Origin of the sequence: Fusibacter tunisiensis (assembly GCF_016908355.1) — a bacterium.
GTDB lineage: Bacteria > Bacillota > Clostridia > Peptostreptococcales > Acidaminobacteraceae > Fusibacter_D > Fusibacter_D tunisiensis.
In genome coordinates this window covers 11,715-38,092 of sequence record NZ_JAFBDT010000013.1, presented here as the reverse complement: position 1 = coordinate 38,092, position 26,378 = coordinate 11,715, and the positions used below count along the sequence as shown (strand labels likewise).

At 37.7% G+C, this 26,378-nt stretch carries 29 protein-coding genes; 27 read left to right on the top strand and 2 right to left on the bottom strand.

All coding sequences use genetic code 11. From position 1 onward, the window contains the following. Window positions 1-71: 71 nt before the first annotated feature. The 15 genes from JOC49_RS08550 to JOC49_RS08480 all read left to right on the top strand — a co-directional run bounded on the left by JOC49_RS08550 (window position 72) and on the right by JOC49_RS08480 (window position 14,373). Entirely contained in the window at window positions 72-650 is a 579-nt protein-coding gene (locus JOC49_RS08550) for an ArsR/SmtB family transcription factor (RefSeq protein WP_204664341.1), read from the top strand. Beyond that, window positions 647-2,284, top strand: a complete 1,638-nt coding sequence (locus tag JOC49_RS08545; protein ID WP_204664339.1) for an ABC transporter substrate-binding protein — start codon at window positions 647-649, stop codon at window positions 2,282-2,284. Before JOC49_RS08550 ends, JOC49_RS08545 begins: the two co-directional genes overlap by 4 nt. Next, entirely contained in the window at window positions 2,281-3,321 is a 1,041-nt protein-coding gene (locus JOC49_RS08540) for an epoxyqueuosine reductase (protein WP_204664337.1), read from the top strand. Before JOC49_RS08545 ends, JOC49_RS08540 begins: the two co-directional genes overlap by 4 nt. A 28-nt stretch (window positions 3,322-3,349) precedes the next feature. Next, window positions 3,350-4,537, top strand: a complete 1,188-nt coding sequence (locus JOC49_RS08535; RefSeq protein ID WP_204664335.1) for a glycine C-acetyltransferase — start codon at window positions 3,350-3,352, stop codon at window positions 4,535-4,537. 58 nt (window positions 4,538-4,595) lie between these two features. Beyond that, complete coding sequence (locus JOC49_RS08530; protein WP_423875410.1) at window positions 4,596-5,513, top strand: chemotaxis protein; 918 nt, start codon at window positions 4,596-4,598, stop codon at window positions 5,511-5,513. 150 nt (window positions 5,514-5,663) lie between these two features. After that, complete coding sequence (locus JOC49_RS08525) at window positions 5,664-6,203, top strand: cupin domain-containing protein (protein WP_204664331.1); 540 nt, start codon at window positions 5,664-5,666, stop codon at window positions 6,201-6,203. Between the two features lie 14 nt (window positions 6,204-6,217). Next, a complete protein-coding gene (gene potA / locus JOC49_RS08520) occupies window positions 6,218-7,258 on the top strand; it encodes a spermidine/putrescine ABC transporter ATP-binding protein (protein WP_204664329.1) in 1,041 nt (346 codons plus the stop codon). Continuing rightward, window positions 7,227-8,099 carry an ABC transporter permease gene (locus JOC49_RS08515; RefSeq protein WP_204664327.1) on the top strand — a complete coding sequence of 291 codons (873 nt, stop codon included), beginning with the start codon at window positions 7,227-7,229 and terminating at the stop codon, window positions 8,097-8,099. The genes potA and JOC49_RS08515 overlap by 32 nt, the downstream gene beginning before the upstream one ends. Continuing rightward, complete coding sequence (locus JOC49_RS08510) at window positions 8,093-8,866, top strand: ABC transporter permease (RefSeq protein WP_204664325.1); 774 nt, start codon at window positions 8,093-8,095, stop codon at window positions 8,864-8,866. Before JOC49_RS08515 ends, JOC49_RS08510 begins: the two co-directional genes overlap by 7 nt. 12 nt (window positions 8,867-8,878) lie before the next feature. Continuing rightward, window positions 8,879-9,910: an ABC transporter substrate-binding protein gene (locus JOC49_RS08505; protein ID WP_204664323.1), complete on the top strand. Its 1,032-nt coding sequence runs from the start codon at window positions 8,879-8,881 to the stop codon at window positions 9,908-9,910. 9 nt (window positions 9,911-9,919) lie between these two features. Further along, entirely contained in the window at window positions 9,920-10,750 is an 831-nt protein-coding gene (locus tag JOC49_RS08500; protein WP_204664321.1) for a bifunctional 5,10-methylenetetrahydrofolate dehydrogenase/5,10-methenyltetrahydrofolate cyclohydrolase, read from the top strand. Further along, complete coding sequence (locus tag JOC49_RS08495; RefSeq protein ID WP_204664319.1) at window positions 10,747-12,396, top strand: RCC1 domain-containing protein; 1,650 nt, start codon at window positions 10,747-10,749, stop codon at window positions 12,394-12,396. The genes JOC49_RS08500 and JOC49_RS08495 overlap by 4 nt, the downstream gene beginning before the upstream one ends. A 41-nt stretch (window positions 12,397-12,437) precedes the next feature. Further along, window positions 12,438-12,785, top strand: a complete 348-nt coding sequence (locus tag JOC49_RS08490; RefSeq protein ID WP_204664317.1) for a PilZ domain-containing protein — start codon at window positions 12,438-12,440, stop codon at window positions 12,783-12,785. A gap of 58 nt (window positions 12,786-12,843) precedes the next feature. Continuing rightward, window positions 12,844-13,863: a dual-specificity RNA methyltransferase RlmN gene (gene rlmN, locus JOC49_RS08485; RefSeq protein ID WP_204664315.1), complete on the top strand. Its 1,020-nt coding sequence runs from the start codon at window positions 12,844-12,846 to the stop codon at window positions 13,861-13,863. A 102-nt stretch (window positions 13,864-13,965) separates the two neighbouring features. Continuing rightward, complete coding sequence (locus JOC49_RS08480; RefSeq protein ID WP_204664313.1) at window positions 13,966-14,373, top strand: twitching motility protein PilT; 408 nt, start codon at window positions 13,966-13,968, stop codon at window positions 14,371-14,373. Between the two features lie 240 nt (window positions 14,374-14,613). On the opposite strand, the gene JOC49_RS08475 is transcribed toward JOC49_RS08480, so the two are convergent. Further along, the gene (locus JOC49_RS08475) at window positions 14,614-14,856 is read right to left on the bottom strand and encodes a hypothetical protein (RefSeq protein ID WP_204664311.1); all 243 of its coding nucleotides are present in this window, start codon (window positions 14,854-14,856) and stop codon (window positions 14,614-14,616) included. 165 nt (window positions 14,857-15,021) lie between these two features. Here JOC49_RS08475 and JOC49_RS08470 point away from each other — a divergent pair, with 165 nt between their 5' ends. The 9 genes from JOC49_RS08470 (at window position 15,022) to JOC49_RS08430 (ending at window position 21,358) form a co-directional block, all read left to right on the top strand. After that, window positions 15,022-15,459, top strand: coding sequence for an adenine nucleotide alpha hydrolase family protein (locus JOC49_RS08470; RefSeq protein WP_204664309.1), 438 nt, complete (start codon window positions 15,022-15,024; stop codon window positions 15,457-15,459). Window positions 15,460-15,582: 123 nt separating this feature from the next. Beyond that, window positions 15,583-16,560 carry a YeiH family protein gene (locus tag JOC49_RS08465; protein ID WP_204664307.1) on the top strand — a complete coding sequence of 326 codons (978 nt, stop codon included), beginning with the start codon at window positions 15,583-15,585 and terminating at the stop codon, window positions 16,558-16,560. After that, a complete protein-coding gene (locus tag JOC49_RS08460) occupies window positions 16,557-17,477 on the top strand; it encodes a TIGR01212 family radical SAM protein (protein ID WP_204664305.1) in 921 nt (306 codons plus the stop codon). The genes JOC49_RS08465 and JOC49_RS08460 overlap by 4 nt, the downstream gene beginning before the upstream one ends. Next, entirely contained in the window at window positions 17,477-18,298 is an 822-nt protein-coding gene (locus JOC49_RS08455) for a GTP pyrophosphokinase (RefSeq protein ID WP_204664303.1), read from the top strand. Before JOC49_RS08460 ends, JOC49_RS08455 begins: the two co-directional genes overlap by 1 nt. After that, window positions 18,295-19,011 (top strand): tRNA lysidine(34) synthetase, encoded by a 717-nt coding sequence (locus tag JOC49_RS08450; protein WP_204664301.1) that lies wholly within the window; start codon window positions 18,295-18,297, stop codon window positions 19,009-19,011. Before JOC49_RS08455 ends, JOC49_RS08450 begins: the two co-directional genes overlap by 4 nt. Window positions 19,012-19,023: 12 nt before the next feature. Further along, window positions 19,024-19,713 (top strand): metallophosphoesterase, encoded by a 690-nt coding sequence (locus JOC49_RS08445; RefSeq protein ID WP_204664299.1) that lies wholly within the window; start codon window positions 19,024-19,026, stop codon window positions 19,711-19,713. A 13-nt stretch (window positions 19,714-19,726) separates the two neighbouring features. Then, a complete protein-coding gene (locus JOC49_RS08440; RefSeq protein ID WP_204664296.1) occupies window positions 19,727-20,260 on the top strand; it encodes a DUF6648 family protein in 534 nt (177 codons plus the stop codon). Between the two features lie 16 nt (window positions 20,261-20,276). Further along, a complete protein-coding gene (locus tag JOC49_RS08435; protein ID WP_204664294.1) occupies window positions 20,277-20,696 on the top strand; it encodes a thioesterase family protein in 420 nt (139 codons plus the stop codon). Continuing rightward, window positions 20,693-21,358, top strand: a complete 666-nt coding sequence (locus JOC49_RS08430) for an HAD family hydrolase (protein ID WP_279381205.1) — start codon at window positions 20,693-20,695, stop codon at window positions 21,356-21,358. Before JOC49_RS08435 ends, JOC49_RS08430 begins: the two co-directional genes overlap by 4 nt. Here the strand turns inward: JOC49_RS08430 and JOC49_RS08425 are convergent. Further along, window positions 21,333-22,895, bottom strand: a complete 1,563-nt coding sequence (locus JOC49_RS08425) for a putative bifunctional diguanylate cyclase/phosphodiesterase (RefSeq protein WP_204664292.1) — start codon at window positions 22,893-22,895, stop codon at window positions 21,333-21,335. The two genes, JOC49_RS08430 and JOC49_RS08425, sit on opposite strands and share 26 nt — an antisense overlap. Window positions 22,896-23,006: 111 nt before the next feature. Between JOC49_RS08425 and rlmD the strand changes: the two genes are divergently transcribed. From rlmD to JOC49_RS08410, 3 genes are all read left to right on the top strand, one after another. Beyond that, window positions 23,007-24,362 (top strand): 23S rRNA (uracil(1939)-C(5))-methyltransferase RlmD, encoded by a 1,356-nt coding sequence (gene rlmD, locus JOC49_RS08420; protein WP_204664290.1) that lies wholly within the window; start codon window positions 23,007-23,009, stop codon window positions 24,360-24,362. Between the two features lie 379 nt (window positions 24,363-24,741). Next, window positions 24,742-25,245: an RDD family protein gene (locus tag JOC49_RS08415; RefSeq protein WP_204664288.1), complete on the top strand. Its 504-nt coding sequence runs from the start codon at window positions 24,742-24,744 to the stop codon at window positions 25,243-25,245. Window positions 25,246-25,287: 42 nt separating this feature from the next. Beyond that, window positions 25,288-26,211, top strand: a complete 924-nt coding sequence (locus JOC49_RS08410; RefSeq protein WP_204664286.1) for a recombinase family protein — start codon at window positions 25,288-25,290, stop codon at window positions 26,209-26,211. Window positions 26,212-26,378: the final 167 nt, after the last annotated feature.

The following is a 26,378-nucleotide window of genomic DNA, read 5'->3' as shown; positions in this document are numbered from 1 at the left end:
TTTGTTGACGCAGGTGCGTCAAACGGATATAATGTGAATAGTAAAAATTAAAGAAGAGGATTTGATTATACATGAAAGATGCCATTGTTTTAAAAGACTTAGAACAGATTAAAGCTATTTCTCAACAGTACAGGTTAGATGTCATAGACGCATTTGACAATTTGCCAAAGACCGCAAAACAAGTTGCAGAAATAATGGGAGAACCCCACGGTAGAGTGAATTATCACATTAAAATGCTTGAAAAAGTAGGTATTTTGGAATTGGTAGAGGAAGTTTCTAAGCTAGGTGTTGTTGAGAAATATTATTGCCCTGTAGCCTATAAAATATTGATAGATAGCAGTGCAGTAACACTTGATGATGTTATGGACGACACCATAAGTAAAGTGTCGTTGGCCTTATTTGAATCAGTATCAAAAGACTTTTATGAGTCGATTGAGCTTTATACAGGCAATATATCCCGTAAAATAGCTTACTCTGCAGATTATTTTTTGACTGAAACGGAAGCGAAAACCTTGAATCATGAAATTTCAAGAATTGTCGAAGAATTCTTGAAGGATAAAACTGAGCCTAAGGCAGGCGCTGATCGATATACTGTAGCACACATGTTAATTCCCATGCCTGCCAAGAAAAATGTGGAGAATTCAAAATGAAACGTTTTAAGTGGATGATTTTTATTTTAATTGGTGTGAGCACTTTTCTTTATGGAGGGTGCTCCTCTTTTGATGTCGTAAAAGTTACCACGCCAACTGAAACGGTAGTGGATTCAACTGAACCCACACCTACACCAGTAGAATCTCTACCGCCAGAGATTATTGAAAATCCATCTATGCAAGTGGGAAAGCAAGTGCGTATTGGTGTGGATGGCGTGTCAAACACCATTAACCCTTTGAATCCGGTGGAAGATTTAGAAATTTGGGTTTCGGAGGCTATGTACGAAGGCCTTATTGGTTCAGATCAGTATGGGAAACCAGAACTTAGATTAGCAGAAACTTATTCTACAAGCGAGGATGGGCGAACATATACTTTTGTCTTAAAAGAAGGGCTGACCTATAGCAATGGGGATCGGGTTTTTGCAGACCACTATGTAAAAAGTTTAGAAAAAGCAGTGGAGAATACTTATTTTGAAGCCTATCACCCTTTGATTGAAGCGGTTGAGTCCATTGATGTTTTGGACAACCGAACACTTGAGGTCACTTTTGTCACAAGGAGTGTATACCATATTTGGCTTTTTGCCTATCCAATGTTGTCGGATGAAATGAGTGTCAATGGCCATCCTTTGGGATGTGGCCCATTTGTTGTAGATACCATTTATCTAAATGAAAGCATTGAGTTGCGTAAAAATCCTTTTTATTATCACGAAAACCAAATTAACCGGTTGAAATTTCAAGTTACTGACCCGACACAAAAAATGACTTCTTTAGAAAATGGTACACTAGATCTTATAAAATTGGACCCGCCTGAATCTAATGAAGCAGTTTTTGATTCAGTTTCTTATATCCGTGAACAGGCAGTTCCACAATTGAACTATACTTATATTGGGATGAATCATTTGGATCCCGTTACAGGAGATCTTTTGGTCCGTCAGGCACTTGGATACGCTGTTAAGCGTACAACTTTAATTGACAACGTATGGCATGAAAAGGCACTTCCTCTTGATGGTCCTCTTATGGAGCATCACGGACTATATCCCAAAGAACAAGTTTTAAACGATTATGCCTATGACCTTGAAAAGGCTGCGGCCTTGCTTGAACAATCAGGCTGGATATTGAACGTGGATAAGGGCATTCGAGAGAAGGAAGGCTCTGAGTTAATAATCGAAATTGCTGCGTTAAGCGATGTGGATTGGGCTTATGAGACAGCACTTTTACTGAAGTCGGATTGGGAGACTTTAGGCATTCGAGTTGTAATTAAGTGGATGGATTTTGAAAGTTTAAAAACCTACGCATTTGAAACTCAAGAAGCTCAAGTGTGGTTGATGTCGTGGGATACACCTGTTGACTACGACCAGGGACTTATCTTTCAGACACCTGAGTTTGTAGGTGGATTTAATAACACGCGTGCAAATGAACTTTTTGATAAAATCAGAACCAGTTCAGACCCTGAAGATCAGACTAGGTATTTGGGAGAATGGATAGGACTTGCAAATGAGGAACTTCCTTATATTTTTCTTGTAAATCCTATAGAAACTTGGGGTGTTAATACAAGAATAGAGAAGTTCGAATGGTCGCCTTACAATGGACTGATTCATGCGCTTTTGGATAGTGAAATTGAGGAAATAGAATGACTTCAATTGAAAAAATCTTTTCAAAACTTAAAATTGACTCCTATGGCATTTTAGAATTGACACCTTGTGTAAAAAAAACGATTTATGACCGTGAGGTACAACTCGAAAGTTGGCATCAAAAGCGTAAGATAAGTGAGTTTGAACCAGAAGGCAAAAATAGGTTTTTGGTTTTAAATCGCGACCATCCGGCGCAAACAATTGTGGCGATTGCCATTCCTTTTGATCTTAAGGGGATGGTTGGACAAAACACTCTTGGATGGGTTGATCCTTCTGCATGGGCAAGAGACTATCACGCGGTTTTAAAGCAGTTGCTTTTGGAAATCCACACCCATTTAAAGACAGTACTTAATAGACCACTTGAGACCCCAGAATATTGTGTAGATACAACACCTTATATTGACCGTGAGGTGGCCCTTTATACTGGACTTGGGAAATATGGGAAAAATCACTTTATGATTAATCCAAAACACGGGACACATTTTTATATTGGTTATTTGCTCTACAAGACACCTTTAAGGATAGGCCAAACGTCTCTTGATCTTACCAATATACGCTATGACGGATGTGAAACCTGTGATGCTTGTGTTCACGCATGCCCTAGTCAGATATGTTCGTTTGGAGAAATGGATGTGACCAAGTGTTTATCTGCCATTACACAAACCGGTTTTACAAGAACCGACTCAGACAGAGAGTTGCTTAAAAATCGTCTTTATGGGTGCAATACATGTCAACTTGTGTGCCCTGCAAATAAGGATAAAGGAGTTTATGAAGCACTTCAGATAGAGTCTAAAAACTACATTGATCCCTTTGAATTACTTTGTCAATCCAATAAAATGTTCAAGCGCCAGTATGGTGGACAAGGCTTTGCTTGGCGTCACGGGTGGATTTATAAACGAAATGCCTTAAACATTCTCGGGAATACGGGAGATTTGACAGTCTATAACCGGCTAAAAGAAATGACCTTTATGCGCAATGATGATAAACTTAAGTGGGATTATCAGTGGGCATTGAAAGCACTTGAAAAAGTGATATACTAAATATGAATAATTTTTTAGGAGGCAAAATATGTCTAATGTACATGAACTGAATTACCTGAAAGAACAAGTTCAAGAACTTAAAGATCAAGGTGTTTACCGTGTGTTACCAGTTCTTGAAGCTGCAAATGAAGCTGAAGTGCTACTCGATGGAAAAAAAGTCATCAACTTATCTTCAAATAATTATCTTGGATTTGCAAACCATCCAGAAATGAAAAAAGCTGCTATTGAAGCTGTAGAAAAGTATGGTGTGGGTTCAGGTGCTGTACGAACAATAATTGGAAATATGGATATTCATGAAATGCTTGAAGTGAAATTGGCTGAATTTAAACGCGAAGAAGCTGTCATGGTATTCCAATCCGGTTTTAACTGTAATGCGGGTGCGATACAAGCCATTACAAATAAGGGTGACCTCATCATTTCCGATGAACTTAACCATGCCAGCATTATTGATGGTGTACGTTTATCTAGAGCAGATAAAGCTGTGTTTAAGCATAGTGATATGCAAGATTTAGAGCGTGTACTTTCAGAGAAAAGAGATCATTATACAAACTGCTTAATTATAACAGATGGCGTTTTCAGCATGGATGGTGATATTGCAAAACTTCCTGAAATTGTTGAATTGGCTGAAAAATACAACTGTATGACATATGTAGATGATGCACACGGTTCAGGCGTTTTAGGAGAAAGTGGTCGGGGAACTGTGGATCACTTTGGACTTCATGGAAGAATTGATTTCACAATTGGAACACTTTCAAAAGCGATTGGTGTTATTGGCGGCTATGTGGCTGGTAAAAAAGTAATGAAAGAATGGCTCTTGCATAGAGGAAGACCACTTCTTTTTAGTACATCGCTACCACCAGCTGCAGTGGGTGCAATTACCAAAGCGGTAGAACTTTTAAGTACAACAACTGAGTATACAGACCGTCTATGGGAAAACGCAAAATTCTTCAAGGCTGAATTGGGCAAGTTAGGCTTTGATATTGGTCATTCTGAAACACCAATTACACCTGTAATTATTGGCGATGAAGCCCAGACTGTCGCTTTTTCTAAGCGTATGCTTGAAAAAGGTGTTTTTGTTTCCCCAATTGTATTCCCAACAGTGCCTAAAGGAACAGGCCGTGTTCGATGTATGGTAACTGCTGGACATACAGAAAAACAACTTTTAGATGCTGTTCGCGTGTTTGAAGAAGTAGGTAAGGAAATGGGACTTCTCTAAAAAATGTTTACAGCAAAGGGTCTAAAGGTATAAGGATAATATGATAATAAAATGGAGGATGAAGGATATGGAAAATAAACCGGGCATACTTTTGGAAAGTGGAACAGGCGAAGTGGAAATCCTGCATTTTACAGTAGCAGGTGTTCATTATGCGATTAACGTCGTAAAAGTCAAGGAACTCCTTCAAATTGAAAATATTTCTAAAATTCCAAATGCACACCCTGCAATATCTGGACTGTCTCTCATTCGAGGCGAAATGATATCCGTTGTGGACCTTTTGTATGTGCTTGAGGGTGAGAAAAACCCAAAGGTAAAAAATGGAATGACGCTCGTCTGTGAGTTTAACAAAATAAAAGTTGGATTTGCCATAGAAACGGTTCTTGGAATTAATCGAATTGGCTGGAATATGATTCACAAGCCGGATGATTTGACTTCAAATTCGCTGATTATTGGCAACATCAATTTGAATGATGAGATTATCATGTTATTGGATTTTGAAAAAATTGTTATGGACATTAATCCGAACACAGGCATCAACATAGATCGCATCAAGGATATTGAAGTTAAAGACCGGTCTAAGTTTAAAATTGCCTTGGCAGATGATTCACCAATGATTCGGAAGGTACTCCTAGACACTTTGACAAGAGCTGGCTTTACAAAATTGAAGTTTTTTGATGATGGTATGGAAGCCTTGGATTATTTGTCCATGTTGGTAGAAAAGAAAGCTGATGGGTTTTTGGAGGATGTAAATCTACTGATAACAGATATAGAGATGCCAAGACTTGATGGTCATGCATTAACTCGGCGCATAAAAGAACATCGCCATCTGAAAGAATTGCCGGTTATTATTTTTTCATCATTAATTACCGATGATTTGCTTCATAAAGGAGAAGCAGTGGGCGCAGATGCACAAATGAGTAAACCTGAAATTGAGAATCTTGTGAAATTGATAGATCAAATTTTAGGACAGTCGTAAATACAAACAAACCTTATATAAAATTTTAAAAAGATGTCAGATTTTCATTTGACATCTTTTTCTTTTCATGCCTTGACTGGCCAAATAGGATAAAGTATAATAAATCGAATGAAAAGTTTAGTAATAATAAACTAGCAAGGAGAAATGGTTGTGAATATTGGAGAAAAAATTAAACGTTTAAGATTGGAGAACAACCTCACTCAAGAAGAACTGGCCGATCGTTGCGAATTGTCCAAAGGATTTATTTCACAGTTAGAAAGAGACATGACATCGCCTTCTATAGCAAGTCTTGTTGACATATTGGAGAGTTTAGGCACGAATTTACAGTCTTTTTTTAGTGAGACTGTTGAAGAGAAAATTGTTTTTAAACCGGAAGATTTTTTTGAGAAGGAAGATGAAGTTTCTGGCTTTACTTTGGAATGGATTATCCCAAATGCTCAGAAAAACATGATGGAGCCAATCATGCTGACCTTAGCGCCAGAAGGCATGTATGAAATCCATGATCCGCATGAAGGCGAAGAATTTGGTTATGTTCTATCAGGGGCTGTAATTGTTAAACTGGGGCAAAAAAATTATGTGGCAAAATCTGGAGATACTTTTTACTATAAAGCTAACCGGTATCATCAGATTATCAATAAAGGGAAACGAGAAGCGAAAATCCTCATGGTGGGAACCCCACCAAATTTCTAGCATTGGAGGTAGCATTGAGCGATAAGATTATTAAAGGGGTCAGTGTGACCAAGGAGTACGGTGGTGTTGCCGTTGTAAAAGACATAGATTTTTGGGTCAAAAAGAATCAATTTTTAACCATTCTTGGACCAAGTGGATGCGGTAAAACAACAACACTTAGAATGATTGCCGGATTTGAACGCCCATCTGAAGGGCATATTTATTTTGAAGGCAGAGATATAACAGACTTACCACCATATATGCGTCCAATAAACACTGTGTTTCAGAAATACGCCTTATTTCCACATTTGAATATTTATGAAAACATAGCTTTTGGGCTTAGAATTCAAAAAATGTCTGAAAAGGATATTGAAATCAAAGTCTCAAAAATGTTAGAACTTGTAAATTTAAAAGGGTTCGAAAAAAGAAAAATCAACTCTCTATCAGGTGGGCAACAGCAAAGGATTGCAATAGCCAGAGCCTTGGTTAACGAGCCCAAACTCCTTCTTTTGGATGAACCTTTAGGCGCGCTTGACCTCAAACTTAGAAAAGAAATGCAAATAGAACTAAAAAATATGCAACGTGAGCTTGGCATCACCTTTGTTTATGTCACACATGATCAAGAAGAGGCCCTTACAATGTCTGATAAAATTATTGTTATGAATCAGGGAGAAATTCAGCAAATAGGATCTCCGACAGATATTTATAATGAACCTGAAAATGCCTTTGTGGCTAATTTTATAGGGGAAAGCAATATATTTGATGGACTGATGCATAAAGATTACGATGTTTCATTTAGTGACTATAGATTTGAATGTGTTGATGCTGGGTTTGGTGAAAATAGCCCTGTGGATGTGGTGATCCGCCCAGAAGATGTAAAACTTTCTGCAACTGGTGATGGACAGCTTAGTGGTGTTGTGGAATCGGTGGTTTTTAAAGGTGTACACTATGAAATGATGATTCAAGAGCAAGATCGGTCTTGGATGGTACATTCAACAGATATGTTCCCTGAAGGCAGTGAAGTGGGCATTCAAATTGATCCCGATGACATCCATATTATGTGCAAGGAGGCGTGAAGTGCTTAAAAAAATTGCTTCAGGACCTTATTTGGTATGGATTCTACTGTTTATTTTAATTCCAATTCTAATGATTGCTTTTTTTGGGATGGTTCGCATTGATCCTGAAACAGGAAATTATTTTTTTACAAGCGATAACTTTAAACGTGTTTTTGAAGGGGTTTACTTATCGGTGTGGACAAGATCAATTTTTATTGCACTGAAGGCGACTTTCATTTGTCTTGTTCTTGGTTATCCTATGGCAATGATTCTATCTAGAATGGATGTTAAGTATAGAACCATAGCGGTGATGCTTTTTGTTGTTCCAATGTGGATGAATTTTTTGTTAAGAACTTACGCCTGGATGACCATACTCGGGAAAAATGGTGTCCTAAATAAGATTTTGACTTTTTTTGGCTTGCCACAAATGACATTCCTTTATTCTGAAGGGGCTGTACTTTTAGGAATGGTCTATAATTTTTTGCCTTTTATGGTACTCCCGATCTATACAGTTTTGTCAAAAATGGACAATGGCCTCATTGAAGCCGCAGAAGATCTTGGTGCAAACAAATTTAACAGTTTTAGAAAGGTTATATTGCCACTTTCTATCCCTGGAATTGTCTCGGGAATATCTATGGTGTTTATGCCTGCAGTCAGTACTTTTGTGATTTCTAATTTATTGTACGGTGGCCAGTACATGCTGATTGGAAACTTGATTGAACAACAATTTCTCGTGGTAAATGATTGGCATTTTGGATCAGCGATTTCAATAATTCTTATGATTATTATATTGTTGACAATGGCAATTATGAACCACTTAAGTGGCAATGATCCAGAAGATGGAGGTGCAAATCTATGGTAAACAAGTGGATAAAACGCATTTACACAGCCATGATGTTTATATTCCTTTATGCACCCATTGCGGTATTAATTGTTTTTTCCTTTAATGATTCAAAATCGACAGCCAAATGGGAAGGATTCACTTTTGAATGGTATCAAGCGTTATTTGACAACAGTTATATTATGAAATCTTTGTATTATACGATACTTGTAGCACTTGTGTCGGCTGCCTTAGCGACATTGATTGGAACTTTTGCAGCATTTGGGATATATTACATGAAGGTTTGGAAGCAAAAACTTGTTTTGAATGTGAATTCCATTCCCATGTTGAATCCAGATATTGTAACGGGTGTATCCCTAATGACTTTATTCGTTGCTATGAATATCCAATTGGGACTGATGACAATGATTATTGCGCACGTAACCTTCAACATTCCTTATGTGGTGCTCTCGGTATTGCCAAAGTTTAGGCAGATGCCCGGTGAACTTATGGAAGCGGCACTTGATTTGGGGGCGACCCCTTGGTATGCGTTTAAAAAAGTGATTTTACCTGAAATTAAGCCCGGGATCATTACTGGGGCACTTATTGCCTTTACATTATCTATTGATGATTTTGTCATTAGTTTCTTCACGACTGGAAGTGGGGTTAGCAATTTATCCATCGCAATTTATTCTATGGCGAGACGAGGCATAAAACCTGAAATCAATGCCCTTTCCACCCTAATGTTTGGATCGGTGCTTGTTTTATTATTAATCATTAACAAAAGAACAAAAATAGAAGATATTTAGGAGGGTTTTTAAATGAAAAAGTTAATTTTACTGGCACTTGCTATGATGCTCTTGGTTACAGGGTGTGCAGGCGAAGAAAAAGGACAGGTTCTTAACGTTTACAATTGGGGCGATTATATTGATGAAGATATTTTTGAGATATTTGAATCTGAAACGGGTATTAAAATTAATTATGAAACCTATGCCACGAATGAAGAGATGTATACAAAAATTAAGACGGGCGGCACAAAATACGATATTGCCATTCCATCTGAATACATGATTGAAAAAATGATTCGGGAAGAAATGCTTCAAGAAATTGATTTGAGCAAGATCCCTAATATTAAAAACATCAACGACCGCTTTATGGATCTTTCTTTTGATCCAGGTAACCAATATTCTGTTCCGTACTTTTGGGGAACTGTAGGCATTATATACAATTCTGAAAGTATTCAAGAGCCTATCGATTCTTGGAGCGTACTTTGGGATGAAAAATACAAAGGTGAATTTACAATGATGGATTCACAAAGGGATTCAATAATGGTTGCACTTAAGGAACTTGGGTATTCTATGAATACAAGAAATCTTGATGAACTGGAAGAAGCAAAAGAACTTTTGGTTGCTCAAAAACCCCTTGTTTTAGCTTATGTAGGGGATAATGTTAAGGATATGCTTATTAGTGGAGAAGCTTCAATGGCTGTTGTTTGGTCTGGTGAAGCAAGTGCAGTTATCCAAGAATATCCAGAGTTTAAGTATGCACTTCCTAAAGAAGGTTCAAACCTTTGGTTTGACAATATTGTCATCCCAAAAGATGCTCAAAATAGTGATGCCGCACATGCGTTTATTGACTTCCTTTGTAGAGGGGATATCGGGTTCAAAAATGCAGACTATGTGGGCTATGCAACTGTGAATAATGAGACGATGAAATTACTAGATCCTGACCTCATGGATACAACATATGCTTATCCAAAAGATGAATGGATTGAAAATTTTGAAATTTTCAATGATCCTGGTGACTTTATCACGGAATATGATAGAATATGGACGGAGATTAAAGCAAACTAGAGGTGACTTATGATAATCGACGGAAGAGAGATTGCAAAAAAAATAAAAGAACGTGTAAAAAATTGTTGTGCCAATTGTACGAGAAAACCCAGTGTCGTGGCGATTATGCTAGGAGAAGATCCTTCTGCTGAAGCCTACCTTCGAATGCTGGAAAGAACTTGTAAAAGTGTTGATTTTGACTATACTTTAAAGCGATATGAAACGTCATTAACAGAAGCAGAACTATTAAAGATTATACAGGAAAATAATGAAGATCCTTTAATAGATGGCATAATTGTTCAAATGCCACTGCCGGGCCATATTAGCGAAGAACGCGTGATTATGGCCATTGATCCTAAAAAGGATTTAGACGGTTTTCACCCATTAAATGCTGGGCGGCTCTTTAAGGGGGAAAAGGCAACAAGACCCTGCACACCACTTGCTGTAATGACAATTTTTGACGAACTGGAGATTGACTTGAATGGCAAAGATATTGTCGTGATAGGGCGTAGCAATATTGTAGGAAAACCACTTGCTGTTATGCTAATGCACAAAAATGCAACTGTAACGCTTTGTCACTCACATACGGTGGATCTTGCGTCTCACACTAAAAAGGCGGACATTATCATTGTTGCTGTGGGAATTGCTAATTTTTTAACTTCAGAGATGGTAAGTGAGAAATCTATTGTAATTGATGTGGGCATGAACGAATTGGATGGAAAGCTTGTAGGTGATGTGGATTTTGAAGGTATCAAAGATCAAGTTCAAATGATCACACCAGTTCCAGGCGGCGTTGGGCCTGTAACAAATGCCGTCTTACTGCTCAATTTATTGGAAAATTTCGGGGGAATTTGTCAGTGAATTTTTTAGCGATATTATTAGCAATTGGCTCTGTAGCAGGAGCCATTGCTTTTTTAGGAAAAGACAAAACTGAAAATTCCAGAGATGTGTATGAGGATTATAAAGTAATTCTTGAAGCGATGACTGCCTATAAGGATGCACATAAGCAATATGCCAAATCACTTGACTTGTTAGAGGCTTATGTGGAAGATCAAATGATTACACAATATGCCTATTATCAGCTATCTTTGGATGGAAAATATTTGATTGTAGATGGGCTCACACCTGATGAGGCAAAGCAAATCGTCAACCTTGCAGGTGGAACATCTTATATAAATGGCAAATTGGCTTATTTGACCTTAAGGCGGTTCAATGATGTGAGTCAAGTGGTTCCTGTTGCACATTTTGCCATTAAACCGGATGAGAACATTACAACCACAACGCCATTGACTTATGATATTTCTGGGTGTGTTACAGAAAATAACGAAATTATTGAAAAAAAATGGGAAAATAAAAACCCTGTGTTTTTAGACCCTGGCATGTACACAATTCGTCTTAAGATAAAGGATAAAAATGGAAATTGGTCTGACTTTTATGAAAAGGAAATTCGTGTGATTGAAGAGCAGGGTATCCAAAGTATCAAAGGGTTTGATGGGTCACTTTTTCTTACGTATCGCAACGGACGGTCCCTGTCTTTAGGTAAAAATGAGTATGGTCAACTGGGTATTGGCTCTTTAACACCGGTTCCTGAACTTACATATAGCACAATGTATGATGGCGTTGTTCAAGTCGCTTGTGGAGAGGCGTTTAACGTATTTAGAATGTATGATGGCTCTGTGTATACAGCTGGAGATAACCGGCATGGCGAACTGGCATCAGGGGATAAGTCTGCGCATAAGTTAATGAATCAAATTTGGGGTCTTGAAAACGTCAAACAAGTTTCAGTTGGGAAAAAGTTTGGCGCTGCATTGGACTATAATGGAGATGTTTTTGTTTGGGGCGACAATTCAGATGACCAGCTTATGAATCCTGATTTTTTAGACTCGCCTTATCCCATAAAACTTCAAGGGGTTACTGGTGTTAAAGAAATTGCATGCGGGACAAACTTTGGATTGGCCTTACGCTATGATGGAACTGTTATTGGTTGGGGCGACAATTCTTATGGTCAATTGGCTTTGGGTTATAAAGGGGCCATAACTGAACCGATGATAACCCTATATAAAAATGCAAAACATGTTGCAGCTGGAGACCGGTTTTCTTTGGTTGTTACAGAAACAGGAAAAGTATACGGTGCAGGGAATAATGCCTATGGCCAATTGGGGTCTCGAGGGAAAAATGAATTTTTATTTCCTGAAGAAGTTCTCAAGGTTAAAGAAGTCAGCGAAGTTTCTGCATGTGAATCCCTTGTGGTTGCCTTAACCCAGACAGGAAAGGCACTGATCTGGGGGAATTTCAATGGGCCAAGTACCAAACCCATATATGAAGCTGTAGAAATCCCTGGTGTAATGTACATTAAAGCATTTGCAAATACAGGGAAAAAGTGTTATTTTGTAGATGGTAAATCGGATTTGATTACAGTATCAGATTTATCTGGAAAGTTTGAAAAAAGAAAAATACACGAGAATTTTAGCGAAATTCGTGAATTAATGGCAACGGAAACCGAATAATCCTGTATAATAATGTCAAGACGATTGGCTGGGAGGTTCGTATGAAGGAAAGAAGACGAGACAGTAGAGTACCCTATAATGCGGTGATGACAATTGATGAAGTGTATAATCAGGAAACGTCTCTTAAAGAAGAGCAAGTTGTTCAAATTAAGGTAACAGATATTTCAAAGGGTGGCATGGGGTTTGAAACAGATGCAGAACTGCCGCTTAATTTTTATTTTAATGCAAAAATTGATTTGGGAAATGAACGTTTCTTTTACAGTGTTTTAAGAATTATTCGTAAAAATCCCATTGAAAACGGTTACGATTATGGATGTGAATTTACAGGATTAGCAGATATTTTGTCCTTGTATATTGAAGACTTTGAGGAAGAAGTTCAAAAGAACTAATGAAATCTTGGGGGTGACTGGTTAAATCAGTTACCCTTTTTAATTAGGAGGTGGGTCGGTGAAAGATTTAAGAAATATATCTTTGGCTGAACTGGAAGCGTATATCATTGGCATTGGTGAGAAAAAATTTAGGGCAAAGCAAGTGTTTGATTGGGTGACTAAAGGAATTGCTACTTTTGATGCCATTCATAATTTGCCCCAAGGGTTGGTAAAACGGTTGGAAGAAGATTTTATTTTGGACAATTATAAAATTGTGGATCAATTGGCATCAGAAGACGGCACTTTAAAGGTGTTGGGCGCACTTTATGATGGCAATATAGTAGAATCAGTATTTATGACTTATAAGCATGGACACAGTTTATGCATTTCAACCCAGGTTGGGTGTAAAATGAAATGTTCTTTTTGTGCATCAACTTTAAATGGTGTGGTTCGGAATTTATCTGCTGGTGAGATGATGGGGCAAATTTTTGCACTTCAAAATCTAACGGGTAAGCGCATCGACAATGTCGTTCTTATGGGCAGTGGCGAGCCGCTGGATAATTATGATGAAACATTAAAATTCATACGTTTGGCAACATTTGAAAAAGGGCTGAATTTATCTGGCCGTAGCATTACCCTATCCACTTGTGGCTTAACGGATAAAATTCGGAGGTTGGCTGAAGAAAAACTGCAGATTACCCTGGCCATATCTCTTCATAACGCAATTGAAAGTGAACGTCTTGAGATTATGCCGGTTACACAAAAAAACAGCATACAAGACCTGATGCGCGCAGTAGACTACTATATATCTATGACCAATAGGCGGGTTACATTTGAATACGCTTTAATCCAAGGGGTCAATGATTCTGAAAAGCATGCACATGAGCTGGGGTGTCTATTAAAAGGAAAATTGGTTCACGTCAATTTGATTCCGATAAATGCAGTTCAGGAGTTTAATTTTCATCCGTCTACAAATTATCAAATTAATGGATTCAAAAAGATATTATTGGATAAATATAAAGTAAATACTACAGTTCGTCGTGAGTTGGGTTCGGATATCAACGCAGCATGCGGTCAACTGAGAAACAAACACCTTTAAAACGAATAATAAACCCTAAAAAAAAAATAATGTTTTGAAGGAGTTTGTGTCGTGTACCTAGAATAATACAATAAGTGCATAAAGATGAAGGAGGAGATTCAAATGGTTACACTAATTGCAGGTAAAAAAGGCTCTGGTAAAACAAAAGATATTGTTAAGAAGGCCAATGAAGCGCTGGAGTCCGGTAAAGGCAATATGATTTTTATCGATGATGATAAACGTGCCATGTATGATTTGCATCACGATGTGAGATTTGTCGATTTGTCTGAATTCCCCGTCAAGAGTTCATGTGAGTTTCTAGGGTTTATATGCGGTTTGATATCCAATGATTATGATATTGAAAAGATTTTTGTAGACAGCATTATGAATACTGTTAAAATGACAGAAGAAGAATTAGTAGAATGGTTTAACCGAATTGAAGAAGTTGCAAAAAAATATGAAATTGAATTTGTTGTCACTTTGAATTTTGAATCGGATCTTCCTGAGGCGCTGAACCGATTTAAGAAATGATTGTAAAGGGACTTGATATAGGTGATTTAAGATATGCTCGGCTGTGGTGTGGTTTTGTTTGCAGCCGGGCATTTTTTTGACTGCTAGAAATGCCCAAATACTGTGTTGCAGGATAACATTAAGTTCAGTTACGACGCTAAGGTCGCGCCTTCACTTCCTTTTATCCGCGCCTTGTCTTTGAACATTTCTAGCAGTCAAAATGGAGATAGAAATGCCAAAATACTGTGTTGCAGGATAACATTAACCTACAAATTTCTTGCCAAGGTATTTTAGAATCGTTTCTTGATCTGAAAAATCATCCACAAATATTTCAGTGTCAGTTTCTTCGAAATATACCATGATTTCAGTATTGCCGGCTTTAAAAGTTTTGGCAACAGTGTCTTCGTTGAGTTCCCGAATTTTATTTTTATGATGTTTAATCTTCTCATATTCTTTAACATAAATGGATCCTGTAAGGCCTATAATTTTTGTATATCGATTCATTTGATCTCCTCCTCAATTTATCCTATTATACCGAATCAAATCATTTTTTGAAAGAGATGCATAATAAAAAAAGTTTACGAAATCGATAGAATTTTTTAATTAATTGTGACGGATGTTTTGATATAATAGGGGTGAACTGATGAGAGCGACTGGAAGGAGATTTATATGAAGCGCAAAAAGAGAGTATTGGTGTGTGTCACGCAACAAAAATCGTGTGAACGGCTGATTGAATATGGTGTAAGTCTAGTCAACTCAGAAAAAGATGAATTGCATGTCATTCATGTTGTTAAAGAAAATTGGAAGTATTTTGGTCAATTGGAAGAAAAAGACGCATTGGACTATTTGTTTGAAGTGGCCAAAAAAAATAACGCCATGCTCACAGTATTGAAGGCTAGAGATATTGAAAACACTTTATCAAATTTTACAGCAAAACATAAAATAACAGATGTCGTTATGGGAGAGTCTCTTGAAAAGACAGAACAGCAAAACATGATTCATCGGTTACAGGATCAATTAGAAACAAATGTAAGGTTTAATGTCGTTCCTGTGAATTTAGAAGAACATTCAGACATTGTCGTTTTAGAAAATGTCATGTCATCTTAAATAGACGAATTTAATTAAATGCGGATCTAAAGCATCCCTTTCCACCACGGAAAGGGATGCTTTATTGTGGTGTGTATGATAAAATATAGGGGGCAAAATGACAGGAAATGAGGAATGGACAACATGAAGAAATACATAAGTGGACTAATATTAGTTAGCATAATTGCAATTACAGCAACTGTTTTAGGAGACTGGTTAATGAAGTGGTTTCAACTGGAGGCTTTGACCATAGCCATTATTATTGGCATGCTTGTTCGGAACACCTTAAGTTTACCGGAATCATTAAACCCAGGTATAAAATTTGCACTGAAAAAACTACTGATTTATGGAATTGTACTGTTGGGATTCAAACTAAATTTTGATGCCATTATGAGTCTTGGGTGGTCTGTAATTTTATGGATTGTACTGTATATGATTTTTGTGTTTTTTATGGTATATGTCTTGAATAAACGGTTTCAAATGGGTACTAAACTGGCGACTTTGATAGGTGTTGGATCAAGTGTATGTGGTGCAGCTGCAGTGATTGCTTTAGCACCGAGTATTGAAGCAGACGAAGAGGATGCTGTGATTGCAGTGTCTATTGTGAGTTTTTTAGGCGCAATTGGCGTTGTGGTTTATGCAATGGTTGCGAGCACCACTCAAATTACAGATGCGCAATTTGGTGTATGGTCCGGTATGACCCTTCATGGCGTTGCGCATGCACTTGCAGGTGCATTTTCAAAAAGCAGTCTTGCAGGTGAGATTGGAACTTTTGTTAAAATGACTCGAGTTTTGATGCTTGTCCCTGTTTCCTTGATTTTAGGTACATTTTTCGCAGGCGAAAAGACAACACAGAAACGGGCAAAGGTGCCTGCTTATGTTTGGCTGTTTATTCTTATGGGGGCTTTAAATGCCACTGGCATCGTTCCAATTCGATTTCAAGAAGTGGCAAAAACTTTAAGTGATGTGTTTATTTTGATGGCCATGACAGCAATGGGGCTTGGTGTGAATTTTAGAGATATTAAAGGCAAGGGCGGTAAAGCGGTGGTATTTGGTTTGGTTTTATTTGGAATCACCAGCAGCATTGCTTTTGTAATGATTGCTAAAGGATGGGTGATATGAACTATCTAAAATACAGTGCTTATTTGAAAGAAAAATATGGGGAAAAAGTATATAAAATTCCAATAAATTTGCCCGGAACATGTCCAAATCGTGATGGTGCCTGTGGCACAGGTGGGTGTGCCTTTTGTGGTGAAAGTGGTGCTGGATTTGAAGCTCAGTCTTCGATTCTACCGGTTAGGGAACAGCTTAAACGTAATATTGAGGTAATTTCACCCAAATATAAGGCCAATAAATTTATAGCGTATTTTCAAAATTATACTGGAACTTATATGGAACTTTCAACATTTCAAAAAACTGTAAATGAAGCCTTAATAGAATCGGTTGTAGGGGTCAGTATCTCCACAAGACCCGATTATGTTGGTGAACCATATTTGGAAGTCCTTGATAAAATAAAAGAAAAAGGGATTGACGTGGAAATTGAACTTGGACTTCAATCTATTAATATCAATACTTTAAACCGAATTAATAGGGGACACGGACTCGCTGAATTTATAGAGGCTGTAACCCGGATTAAACGACATGGCTTTACAATTTGTGCCCATCTTATAGGAAATTTACCTTGGGATACAGAGGCTGATTTTATCGAAGCGGGGCGTATCATGTCTGTCCTTGGTATTGACAGCTTAAAAATTCACTCTCTGTATATTTTAGAAGGGACAGAAATGGGTAAATGGTATAAAGAAGGTGCTTTTAATATAATTGACCCTGAAACGTACATTGACCGTGTGATTTATTTTTTAAGGTGCATCGATCCCAATATTGCCATACAAAGACTTTTTGCCAGAGGCCCAGAGGCGGAGACCTTGTTTTGCAATTGGGGGATGAGCTGGCGCAGACTTCAGAATCAATTGGATGCAAAAATGATAGCAGAGAATTATAAACAAGGAGATTTATATAAAATCGGAGGAGGCAATTGATGAAAGTAATTCGAGAATGGAAAACCATGCTGATCCCATATGAACAAGCGGTAGAAGAATTGAAAGTTAAATTAAAAGCAATTCGAAATCAGTATCGTGAATTAAATGAATACTCACCCATTGAATTTGTTACTGGTCGCGTCAAGAAAATTTCAAGTATTATTGAAAAAGCTGAGCGTAGAAATATTCCTTTGGATAACATCGAAGAAGAGATGGAAGATATTGCTGGACTCCGAATTATGTGTCAGTTTATTGATGACATCTATGAAGTTGTAAACTTACTGTATGACCGAAGCGGGAAAGATTTTACGGTTTTGTATGAAAAGGATTACATTAAAAATCCAAAAGAGAGTGGCTATAAGAGTTACCATGTGATTATAAAATATCCAGTTCAAACAGCACTTGGAACAAAAGAGATTTTGGTTGAACTTCAAATCAGAACTTTGGCCATGAATTTTTGGGCCATTATTGAGCACTCACTCAGTTATAAGTACAAGAGCAAAATTCCTGAGGATATTCGGGAAAGACTTAGAAATTCAGCTCTCGCAGCCACGAGGCTAGATGAGGAAATGACTGAAATCAGTAAAGAAGTACGAAATGCACAACTGATGTTTGAGGAAAAATCAAATACTGTGCGAGATATTATTACCAATATCCAACTTTTGTTTTCACAGGGGAAAGAAAAAGAGGCGATGGATTTTCAGAAACGTTTTGATCGAATTAAGAACGAAGACAATATGTTTGAGTTTGATTTGTTACTTTCTGAAATAAAACATGAACTTCCAAGGTATAATTTTTTCGAAAAAGGGAATCTCATATGAACAAATGGGAATCTAATGTTTACCTGAAAAAATTAAGACAAGCTGTAGACCACTTTCAACTGATCAAACCGGGAGATCGAATTTTGGTTGGGGTATCAGGGGGGAAGGACAGTACCCTTCTGCTATATGGACTTAGTCAGTTGCGTAAAGTCCATCCCTATAATTTTGAAGTAGAAGGGTTGATTGTAAATCATGGCATGCTAGGAAACATGGAGACTTACCTAACGTATTGCAAAGATTTGGGCCTTAAGCTCACTGTACATACGGAATTATATGCAGAATCACTCGGAGAAGAAAACGGGTTTTCGCCGTGCTATACCTGTTCGAGGTTAAGAAAAGGAATTGTCAAGCGTATTGCGCTTGAAAAAGAGTTTAATGCCATTGCTTATGGACACACTTTAGAGGATGTTGTGGAGACCTTTTTCATGAACATTGTTAAACAGGGGAAAATAGCGGGTATTCCGGCTCTAAGCCAAGAGTCGGAGTCAGACATCAAATTAATTAGACCTTTGATTCTTCTGGATGAAGTAGCAATTCAAAAAGCGATTGAAATTTTGGGAATTCCACTTATGCACGATACCTGTACCTTTGCACATGGGCGTGTTAGGGACGAGGCGGAAAAGGTTATACAAAGGATTGAAGAAACATATCCAGCCTTTTCTGAACAAGTGGTTAAGGCGTTACAAAATGTAGATTTAAACCGATTATTATAGAAATGGTGAACTATGGCACTTTATGCAATTGGAGATTTACATCTCAGTTTTGGAACAGATAAACCGATGGACAAATTCGGTGAAAATTGGACCTTACACTACGAAAAAATAAAAGCAGATTGGACATCAAGGGTAACGGAAACAGATGTTGTGGTCCTTCCTGGTGACAGTTCATGGGCAATGTCCTTTAGCGCTGCAGAAGCTGATCTGAGATGGGTAGATGGCTTGCCAGGACGTAAAATTATTTTTAAGGGCAATCATGACTATTGGTGGGTTTCAAAAAATAAGATGACAGGCATGTATAACAGCATTGAATTTATACACAATGATTTTGCGGTCTATGAGGATTATGCGATTTGTGGAACAAGAGGATGGATTTGCCCCAATGATGCTGTTTTTACTGAACAGGATGAAAAAATCTATAAACGTGAGGCTTTAAGGCTTGAAAATTCTATTCAGATGGCTCAAAAAGCGGGTTTTCAGAAGATACTGGGTGTTTTACATTATCCACCGACAAATGATTTAAAAGACCCTTCGCTGTTTACAGAACTCTTTGAAAAGTATGGCATAGAAGAAGTGATTTATGGCCATATACATGCGGCTGTAAATTTCAAGTATGGGGTAAAAGGTTGGTTTCGTGGTGTTAATTATCATTTGACGTCTTGTGATTTTTTGGATTTCAAATTGTTTAAATGGCTTTAGAAAGGTGTGACTGTTGAAGCGTGATGAAATTGGGACACTGTGTTTGAAAAGGTTGGAACTGATTGATCGATTGGACAGTGGGGAGTTGGACAAAGAAAATTTTATTTTAGAAAATTATAAAATGATAGCGGCATATGACCGGGTTGGATTTAACGTCTTAAGCGTTGACGAAGGCATAATGAAGTATCATTATTTCAATACACTTGCGAAAAAGAAAATGCTTGAAGCCGATGCGTTAGAATACAAGGATCCGAGACGGTCAAATCAGTTAAAAAACGAAGGCTTTGACTACTATATAAAAAAAGATCGAATTACTTTAAATATGTTGGCACTTGTTGATTATCAAGGGGTTAACGCTTATTATATCCACATGAATTCTAAATCTTTGGAAGGCAGTATCTATGAAATTGACTTTTTGGAATTTGACCGAGTGATTCTGCATTCAAAAGATCGGAAGATACTTCACAAGCTAAAGACAGCAGGCTGTTTTCAAGGTGTTTATCGTGACTCTTGTATTAAGGGGTATGTAAACACGAAAGTATATTAAAGAAGGAGGATGCCAGATGATTGAAATGAATCAAATTAAAGCGGGAATGACAGAAACCATTCAGAAAAGGGTAACGGAGTCGGACACATCCCTGAATTATGGGAGTGGAAAAATCGAGAATTTATTGGCGACGCCAAGGATTGTGTCACTCATGATTGAAGCGAGTTCCATGTTGATTGATCCTTTGCTGCCAGAAGGATTTGTTTCAGTAGGCAAGCATGTGGAGGTAGACCATTATAAGGCCACTTGCCTTGGGGCTACTGTTACAGTTGAAGTGCGTGTTGATTATGCTGCGTCTGGCAAGGTCATTCTTTCAATGAATGCTTATGATGAACATGGCAAGATTGCAGAAGGCAAGCACAGCCGTATGATTGTGAATTATAAAAAGTTGATGGAACGTGCAAATGAACGTGATATGGAGGCAAAAAAAGATTGAAGACACTAAATTTTAAAGACATCAAAGGGGTAATATTTGATTTAGATGGAACCTTAGTGGATTCAATGTGGATTTGGCGGCAAATTGATATTGAGTTTTTGGAAAAACGGGGTATTGACTTGCCCGATGAGTTGCAAAAGGAGATTGAGGGCAAGAGTTTTACAGAAACAGCCCACTATTTTAAAGACCGATTTCAACTGCCTGAAACCATTGAGTCCATTCAAAACGAATGGAATGAAATGGCACGACTGTTTTATAAAGAGCGGATTCCACTAAAAAATGGCGTTTTGGAATTTTTAGAAAAAGTACATTCAAAGGGTCTTTTAATGGGGATAGGCACCAGCAATTCAAGGGAACTTTTGGTTGAAATTTTAAAGTCAAAAGGGATTGAAAAGTACTTTAAGACCATACGGACTTCTTGTGAAGTCCCAAGAGGGAAACCCTATCCTGATATTTTTTTAAAGGTAGCGGAAGATATGGGGCTTGATCCTTCTGAATGTGTCGTATTTGAAGATACCCATGCTGGGGTTACAGCAGCAAAAAGCGCCGGTATGCAGGCAGTTGCCATTTACGACGCTTTGTCTGAGCCTTATACCGACGCTATAAAAGAATCCGCAGATCATTTTATGGATGACTTTATGGTATTTGAGCCACTTTTTTAAATTTAGGATAAATCTTGATTTCTTCATCGAGCATGAGCTTGATGAAGTTTTCTTTTTGTAAAGGCAGGGCATAAAAATAACCTTGAACATAATGAAAATCATCAGAGTTGAGGGATTCAGCTTCTTCTCGCGTTTCAATATTTTTCACAATCACTTGAATGCCAAGTGCGTTTATGATTTCCAAGAGTGAAGCGACAATCCGTTCATTTTCAAAAATAAGCTTGTAGTCAATCTTAATAAAATCCACAGCCATTTTTTTTAGAAAATTAATGGACATAAATTCTGTAGCAAAGTCATCTACAATCAACCGAAGGCCCATAGATTTTAACTTTTCAATTTGCCTTAAGGTGAAATCGTAATTGCTTTCAATGGATGTGCCTTTAATCTCCATACAAATAGAGGAGGGGTCTACAGATTTTTCAGATAAAATTCGATCAATATCATCCACTAAAGTTGGGCTGGTAAGGTCATGCATGTTGAGATTAAAAGTCACTAATATAAAGTCGTCAAGTGGTTTTAAACTCTCTGTTAAGTCACATGTGGCTTCAAAAACAGCCGCATTCAAGTTGGAAACTATGTCCAATTCGTTTGCAAGTCGAATCATTTTGGGTGTGGAAATTCTGTTTGCATCTTCTTCCCAAAATAAGGTGGTTTCTACCATTGCAACCTTTTCAGATTTTCGATTGTATATGGGTTGATAAAGAAAATCCAATTCTTTTTTTGTAACAGCTTCCTGAAGGGTGTTTTTTAAATCAACCAATTGATCTTTAAGCTCTTGAGATTCTTCTTTATAGAAAGCATATTGGCCTTTTCCTTTGCTTTTGGCATGATACATGGCCATATCAGCACAACTTATAATTTCGTCATAAGTGTTTGCATGAATTGGCAAAAGTGAAATGCCCATTGAGAATTTCATTGTAAAAGGATTGTCCATGACTGAAAGTGGGGTTGCAAAATCATCTTTTATCTTTTGTGCTATAAATTCAATGGAGTCCATGTCGCCAACGGTATCCAGAAGAATAATAAATTCATCACTTCCAAAACGATAGGCTTTGCCATAGCCTTCAACAGATTGAGACAGTTTAGAGGCAATGAGGATTAAAAGACCATCTCCAATTGCGTGACCATAATGATCGTTTATGGATTTAAAGTTGTCAAAATCAATAAATAAGACGCCACCTTTAATTATTTTTTTTGAAGGGGCTTCAATTAAATTTTCAAGATCTATTTTAAGTGAATGTCGATTGGGAAGTTTAGTGAGTTCATCATAGTACGCAAATTGCTCAATGTGCGCTTGATGATCTAAAAGTATCTTTTGCTGGTCGTTTAAATTTTTGATGTGCCGTTCTAAATCTAAATTTCTCGACTTTAGGGCTTCTTCTGACTGGACGTGTTTAAGATACAGAAAATTGAGTTCTTCTGTTTGACGTTTCAGAAATTTTTCGTTTTTTTTGCTCTGATAAGTCATCATGATAGCAATTCCCAAAGCAGTTGCTAAAATGGCATAAATTAAAATATCCGTCCCTGAAACCTCCATGGTGTCAGTCCCCCCCGTGATTAATCTTATCTAAAAGATTACCCGAAATAGATGCAATCAATCAGGGGATTTGGTATAATGAAGGGCAAATTAACATGAGGAGAATTGAATTTGAAGCGAAATGAACTTTTGGAAGTGAAAATTGAATATAATAAGTACCCCAATGTAGGAATTGGGACTTATAACAGCAAGAAAATCCATGTAAAAAACGCCATTGAAGGACAATGGGTCAGTGCCAGATACAAAAGGGCAAAAGGTGGGAAAGCCGAAGCAAAATTGGTGGAAGTTTTAGAGCGTAGCCCAATTGAACAGGCTTCTTTTTGTGAGCACTTTGACTTGTGCGGTGGCTGCATGTTGCAAACACTTAATTATGAAAATCAAAAGCAGCTTAAAAAGCGGATGGTAGAAAATCTTTTTCAAGAAGCTGGACTGGATATAACGTTTGAAACAATACACTCAAGTCCAGAAATTTTTGAGTACCGCAATAAGATGGAGTTCTCTTTTGGAGACGCTTACAAAGGTGGACCTTTAACGCTTGGGATGCACCGAAAAGGTAGACACAATGATGTGGTTACAGTAGACCATTGTCACTTGGCAGATGGCGATTATAGAGCAATTATTAGAAGTGTCCTCGATTATTTTTCAGCGTCTAAATATCCAAAATACAATAAGCATACACATGAAGGCTTTTTAAAGCATCTTGTCGTGCGAAAAGCTAAGAAAACCGGTGAAATCATGGTTGCTTTATCGGCGACAACACAGTTTGATTTTGATGGCGCTGAATTTGTGAGAGTGCTTGCTGGGATTCCTTTTGAAGGGACACTAACAAGTGTTTTATATGTAAAAAATGATGGTCTTGGCGATGTGGTTTCTGGGGATGTTGAAGTGTTATATGGACGAGATCATATTTTTGATGAGATTCACGGATTGAAATTTAAGATTACGCTGTATTCGTTTTTTCAGACCAATACACTCGGCGCGGAAATGCTCTATGAACAAGCCCTTGCCTTGATTCCAAATATAGAAGGAAAACTGTGCTTTGATTTGTTTAGTGGTACGGGTACAATTGGTCAAATCATGGCTCAAAGTGCCTCCAAGGTTGTTGGCATTGAAATTGTACCCGATGCAGTGACATCGGCCAACGAAAATGCCAAATTGAATAGGCTCGACAACTGCACCTTCCTTTGTGGGGATGTTTTTAAGGTGCTCGAGACAGTATCAGACAAACCAGATGTAATTGTCGTAGATCCTCCCCGTGTCGGCATGGGTGAAAATGCAGTTTTTAAAGTTGCGTCTTATGGCGTAAATGAAATTGTATATATTTCCTGTAATCCTAAGACTTTACTTGAAGACTTAATTATTTTTGAAAAGCAAGGGTACACTGCTGGGAAAGCAATGTTACTTGACACCTTTCCCTGGACCGGCCATGTAGAGACGGTGGTATTGATGTCAAGGGTGAAAGAGTGAGTGTGTGGAAAGGGCTTGATATAAGGGATTTTCGAGATTTGAGAATAAAAATCTGATGTATAAAATCATATAAATATCGGTTCATGGGAACAAGTCCAGAGGCATGATATTTTAGGTGACAGAGCGATTTGGATGTCGGTGTTTAACGAGTGGTCGATTTAGATAACACGAACTAACGAGTGGTCGATTTAGATGTTTTTTGAATTTGGCAGGGTTGTGTGGTCAGGTTGAATGTTGAAGTTATAAAGTTGTAGAATAGGCTAACCAACATTAGTAAAACATACTCATATGTTTATTAGTCGTGACGCTGAACGGAAGATGAATTCATGTTTATGGGAAATTAAGCAGTTCGACAAACCAGAGTTGAGGAGGAGTATTGATGCTGACAGAAAATAATTTAACTTGGAAAATGCGATTAAGAGAGTTGTTTATTGATTATATTTGCATTCTTATATATTTAATTATACTGTTTGGAATTACTATGGGGATATACTTGGTTGTTCTAAAAGGCATTCCGGAATTTAATGAATTGCAATCACAATTGGTGGCACTTCTCACTTCGGTTATCCCTATTGTTTTAATATTTTCTTTTTGGGATTATTCTAAAGGTAGTATCGGCAAACGAAAAGCAGGACTGGAATTGTATTACGCCAATAAAACCTTTGGTGCAAGTTTGGTACGAAATATTATTAAGTTTTTACCTTGGCAGTTAGGACACATAGGAACAATTCGTGGTATATATACAAACTTTGACACGGTAGCAATCATATTTACAATTTGCAGCATGGTATTGGCTATTGTGCTGTTGGTTATGGGGCTGGTAAGAAGGGATAAACGTCATTTGGGCGATCTAATTGCGGGAACGCAAACACAAGTACGATAAATTCCAATTTGTCAAAGAGTCTGTAATTATGGAGGTGTTGTCGTGGCTGATAATAAAAGAATACACTTTATTCCTCCGTTGCCACAGAAAAGAGAAAAACGAGTTGGCATTTATTGCCGTGTGAGCACGAGCAGTTCGGATCAGTTGAAAAGTCTAACCGCTCAGGTATCGGCACTAACAAGATTAACAGCTGCCAATCCCAAATGGCTATTAGTGGATGTATATATAGATATTGCTTCAAGCAAGACAGGTTCCTCTCGAAAAGAGTTTACCCGTATGCTGCAGGATTGTAAGTCACGTGATATAGAAATTATACTGACCAAGAGCATCAGCAGATTTGGCCGAGATACGGTAGAGATTCTTGATGCGTTGAACCAGCTAAGGGTTCTCGGAGTTCGTGTTATATTTGAACAGGAAGTACTTGATACAGCCGATACAGATAATGACTTGATGATTTCAATTATCGAGGCAGTTGCTCAGGCAGAAAATGAATCCCGCAGCGACAATATTAAATGGGGTATTAAACGACATGCAGCACAAGGCACTTCAAAGCTATATAACAGAAAGTGTTATGGATATATAAATGATGCAGAAGGTAAGCTGGTAATTGATAAGAAAGAAGCAAAAAATGTCCAAATGATATTTAACCTCTATCTTCAGGGTAAGAGTGTTTTAGGTATAGTGAAAGAACTGGAACGGTTGGAGATCAAGTCTCCTACCGGAAAGGCTAAATGGCCTAAGAGAACAATTGACGTTATGCTCAGTAACGAAAAATACACAGGAAATGTTCACTTACTGGATAATGGAAAACACGATGCATACTATCGGGCAGAGAATAACAATCCTGTGATAATATCTAAGGAAACATTCCAAGCGGTGCAGATTGAAAAACAGCACCGCAGCAATGTAATAAAGGGCGAGGAAGGAAGCCGTCGAAAGAGCAAAAAATACAGTTCGAAGCCTTAAAAAACGAAAATAGCCTAATCGAGAATTATTTCTTGAGAGGACAGGATGGATATCAAACCAGCATAAACACAGCATTTTCACTGTATTTATGAGAAAGTGCGAAATAGCCTAAAAACTTCACGTTGAGACGGTAGTATTGATGTCAAGGGTAAAAGAATAAGGGTAAT

Excerpts from the sequence above, each read along its gene's own strand:
- JOC49_RS08550 (WP_204664341.1), top strand. The coding sequence starts at position 72 with ATGAAAGATGCCATTGTTTTAAAAGACTTAGAACAGATTAAAGCTATT.
- JOC49_RS08545 (WP_204664339.1), top strand. The coding sequence starts at position 647 with ATGAAACGTTTTAAGTGGATGATTTTTATTTTAATTGGTGTGAGCACT.
- JOC49_RS08540 (WP_204664337.1), top strand. The coding sequence starts at position 2,281 with ATGACTTCAATTGAAAAAATCTTTTCAAAACTTAAAATTGACTCCTAT.
- JOC49_RS08535 (WP_204664335.1), top strand. The coding sequence starts at position 3,350 with ATGTCTAATGTACATGAACTGAATTACCTGAAAGAACAAGTTCAAGAA.
- JOC49_RS08530 (WP_423875410.1), top strand. The coding sequence starts at position 4,596 with ATGAAGGATATGGAAAATAAACCGGGCATACTTTTGGAAAGTGGAACA.
- JOC49_RS08515 (WP_204664327.1), top strand. The coding sequence starts at position 7,227 with ATGACATCCATATTATGTGCAAGGAGGCGTGAAGTGCTTAAAAAAATT.
- JOC49_RS08510 (WP_204664325.1), top strand. The coding sequence starts at position 8,093 with ATGGTAAACAAGTGGATAAAACGCATTTACACAGCCATGATGTTTATA.
- JOC49_RS08505 (WP_204664323.1), top strand. The coding sequence starts at position 8,879 with ATGAAAAAGTTAATTTTACTGGCACTTGCTATGATGCTCTTGGTTACA.
- JOC49_RS08500 (WP_204664321.1), top strand. The coding sequence starts at position 9,920 with ATGATAATCGACGGAAGAGAGATTGCAAAAAAAATAAAAGAACGTGTA.
- JOC49_RS08490 (WP_204664317.1), top strand. The coding sequence starts at position 12,438 with ATGAAGGAAAGAAGACGAGACAGTAGAGTACCCTATAATGCGGTGATG.
- JOC49_RS08480 (WP_204664313.1), top strand. The coding sequence starts at position 13,966 with ATGGTTACACTAATTGCAGGTAAAAAAGGCTCTGGTAAAACAAAAGAT.
- JOC49_RS08475 (WP_204664311.1), bottom strand. The coding sequence starts at position 14,856 with ATGAATCGATATACAAAAATTATAGGCCTTACAGGATCCATTTATGTT.
- JOC49_RS08470 (WP_204664309.1), top strand. The coding sequence starts at position 15,022 with ATGAAGCGCAAAAAGAGAGTATTGGTGTGTGTCACGCAACAAAAATCG.
- JOC49_RS08465 (WP_204664307.1), top strand. The coding sequence starts at position 15,583 with ATGAAGAAATACATAAGTGGACTAATATTAGTTAGCATAATTGCAATT.
- JOC49_RS08460 (WP_204664305.1), top strand. The coding sequence starts at position 16,557 with ATGAACTATCTAAAATACAGTGCTTATTTGAAAGAAAAATATGGGGAA.
- JOC49_RS08455 (WP_204664303.1), top strand. The coding sequence starts at position 17,477 with ATGAAAGTAATTCGAGAATGGAAAACCATGCTGATCCCATATGAACAA.
- JOC49_RS08450 (WP_204664301.1), top strand. The coding sequence starts at position 18,295 with ATGAACAAATGGGAATCTAATGTTTACCTGAAAAAATTAAGACAAGCT.
- JOC49_RS08445 (WP_204664299.1), top strand. The coding sequence starts at position 19,024 with ATGGCACTTTATGCAATTGGAGATTTACATCTCAGTTTTGGAACAGAT.
- JOC49_RS08435 (WP_204664294.1), top strand. The coding sequence starts at position 20,277 with ATGATTGAAATGAATCAAATTAAAGCGGGAATGACAGAAACCATTCAG.
- JOC49_RS08425 (WP_204664292.1), bottom strand. The coding sequence starts at position 22,895 with ATGGAGGTTTCAGGGACGGATATTTTAATTTATGCCATTTTAGCAACT.
- JOC49_RS08415 (WP_204664288.1), top strand. The coding sequence starts at position 24,742 with ATGCTGACAGAAAATAATTTAACTTGGAAAATGCGATTAAGAGAGTTG.